Genomic DNA, 2,237 nt, shown 5'->3' with positions numbered 1-2,237 from the left:
GCTCACCACCTGCCCCGCCCCGGGCCCGCGCGGTCCCGGGCGGCGTCGGGCGGGCGGGCCCGCTCGCCGTCCCGCACGGCGAGGCGCCGCAGCATCCCGCGGACCCGGTCGCTCGACTCGTCGGCGGCGTCGATGGCCTCGATGCACTGCCAGTAGAGCCCCTCGTCGTCGGTGGCGCAGGCCACGGCGACCAGCGCGATGCCCACCTCCCCGAGCAGCTCGCCGAGCGCGGTCAGCGCCCCGCGCGGGTCCGCCACCTCCGACAGCCGGGCCGCCCGCGGCCCACCGGCGGCCCACGCCGGGTACTCCCCGATCTCGCTCAGTCCCCGTGCCTCGCCGCGCAGTTCCTGCGGTCCGCAGAGCGCGAGCCGGCTCCCTATCGCCTGGGCGAGCGCCTGCGCCTGCCAGGCCTCCGCCACGATGTCCTGCGCCGATCCGCTCTCCGCCAGCGCGTGCCGGCCAAGAGCGACGAGTCGTTCCGCTTCCATCAACGCCGCCCCCGTTCGTACGACTTATCTGCCCACTGAGTCCACTACCCAGAGTGAGGCGACCTGAGCCCCACCACCAGGGGATTTCGGAAATCTGTGGACAGGAGGCCTGACGGGGAAAAGCCGATCACTCCGCAGAGTGACGATCTCCGCCCGGATCCACCTCCTCTGCCCCTTCCTCGCGCGCCTCCCCGCTCCCCGTCTCCCGCTCGCCGCCCCGCTTCCGGGCGGGGAACCGGACCTCGTTCCGGTCGATCTTGGCCGCGAGCGCGGCCAGCGGATCGACACCGAGCGCCCCGCAGAACTGGAGGAGGTAGGCGAGCACGTCCGCCACCTCGTCGGCGACCCGGTGCGCGGAGTCCGGGTCGTCCATCACCCGCTCCGCCTGCTCGGGCGTCAGCCACTGGAAGATCTCCAGGAGTTCGGCCGCCTCCACGCTGAGCGCCGCCGCCAGGTTCTTGGGCGTGTGGTAGGGCTGCCAGTCGCGGGCCGCCGCGAACTCGGCCAGCCTGCGCTGCAGTCCCGCTACGTCGTTGTCCGTCACGTGCCCAGGTCTACCACCGTCACCCCGGGAGTCCGGCGGGCCTGCGCCGCCGTCCGCGCCCCGACCGTGCCGGCGACCCTGACGTGGCCGTCGGCGGCGATGCCCACGGCGAGCCCGAGCAGTTCGCCGGCCTGCCGCTCGTCGAGTCCCCGGTCGAGTCCGTCGGCGAGCAGCGTCAGGGACTGCATGGCCTCCGGCACCTCGGCGATCCGGTCCATCTCCAGGACGCCGGGGCCGGTGAGCAGGGTGAGGGCGAGCGCGAGGTAGCGCAGTTCGCCGTCGCCGAGCCGGGCGAGCGGCGTCGCGGGGCGGCCGCCGCGTTCCAGGACGGCCCGGACGGTGCCCTCCGGGAGTTCGCGTACGCCGAGTCCGGTGACGGGTCCCGCGCAGCCGCCGGCCGCGACCGTCGCGAGCCGGTGGTGCCGGCGCGGGCAGTCCGTGTGGGTGCGGTGCAGGACCTCGGCGAGGTTGCCGCAGTCGCGGCGCAGCCGCCCCTCGCCGGGCGGTACGGGGGTGCGCATGGTGTCGGGGCGGGGGTCGCAGGCGAAGGCGGACCGCAGTCCGACGACGACCTGCTCGGCGGCCGCCAGGACCTCCAGCTGTCCGGGGGTCTTCCCCGCGACCCGCAGCGGCAGCAGGGCCGTACCGAGGAGGTCGTCGGGGAGGGGCGCGCGGGTGACGGGGGTGGCGCCGGCGGTGTGCCACTCGGCCTGGACGGTGGGGCGGCCCGGGTCGCGCAGGGCGGTGGCGAGGAGGGTGCGGCCGCGGCCGGTGAGCCGTTCGCCGACGATCCGGAGCCGGGGTTCGACCTGGACGGCGAGGTCGAGGTGGACGGGTCCCTCGGGTCCGTCGACCGTGCAGCCGACGCGGAAGCCGCGGCGGCCCTGGGCGTCGGGGCGGGCCCGCTCGGGGACGCAGTCGGCGGCGTCGGGGAACACCTCGCCGAGGGGTTCGCCCGCGCAGAGCCGGGCCAGTGCCTCGTACGCGCGCAGGGTGGTGGACTTCCCGCTGCCGCTGGGTCCGGTGAAGAGGGTGACCGGCCCGAGGCGGTGCGCGGCGGAGCGGTGGCGGGCGAACCCCTCGGCGAGGTGTTCCCCGACGCCGCCGACTGCGTCCCCGAGCGGGCCCGCCCCGACGCCCAGGGCCGACGCGGAAGCCGCGGCGGCTGCACGGTCGACGGACCCGAGGGACCCGTCCACCTCGAC

The 2,237-nt window shown here is 76.2% G+C and carries 3 protein-coding genes; all 3 read right to left on the bottom strand.

The annotated features are described in order from the left end of the window. Positions 1-2: 2 nt before the first annotated feature. The 3 genes from EAO70_RS26560 to EAO70_RS26550 all read right to left on the bottom strand — a co-directional run bounded on the left by EAO70_RS26560 (position 3) and on the right by EAO70_RS26550 (position 2,231). The gene (locus tag EAO70_RS26560) at positions 3-488 is read right to left on the bottom strand and encodes a DUF6099 family protein (protein ID WP_148005441.1); all 486 of its coding nucleotides are present in this window, start codon (positions 486-488) and stop codon (positions 3-5) included. Between the two features lie 127 nt (positions 489-615). Then, positions 616-1,032, bottom strand: coding sequence for a nucleotide pyrophosphohydrolase (locus EAO70_RS26555; RefSeq protein WP_148005440.1), 417 nt, complete (start codon positions 1,030-1,032; stop codon positions 616-618). Continuing rightward, complete coding sequence (locus EAO70_RS26550) at positions 1,029-2,231, bottom strand: ATP-binding protein (RefSeq protein ID WP_148005439.1); 1,203 nt, start codon at positions 2,229-2,231, stop codon at positions 1,029-1,031. The genes EAO70_RS26555 and EAO70_RS26550 overlap by 4 nt, the downstream gene beginning before the upstream one ends. Positions 2,232-2,237 lie beyond the last annotated feature (6 nt).

The organism is Streptomyces sp. adm13(2018) (genome assembly GCF_008042145.1).
GTDB lineage: Bacteria > Actinomycetota > Actinomycetes > Streptomycetales > Streptomycetaceae > Streptomyces.
Note: the sequence above shows the minus strand (reverse complement) of the source record. Positions and strands in the feature narration are given on the sequence as shown.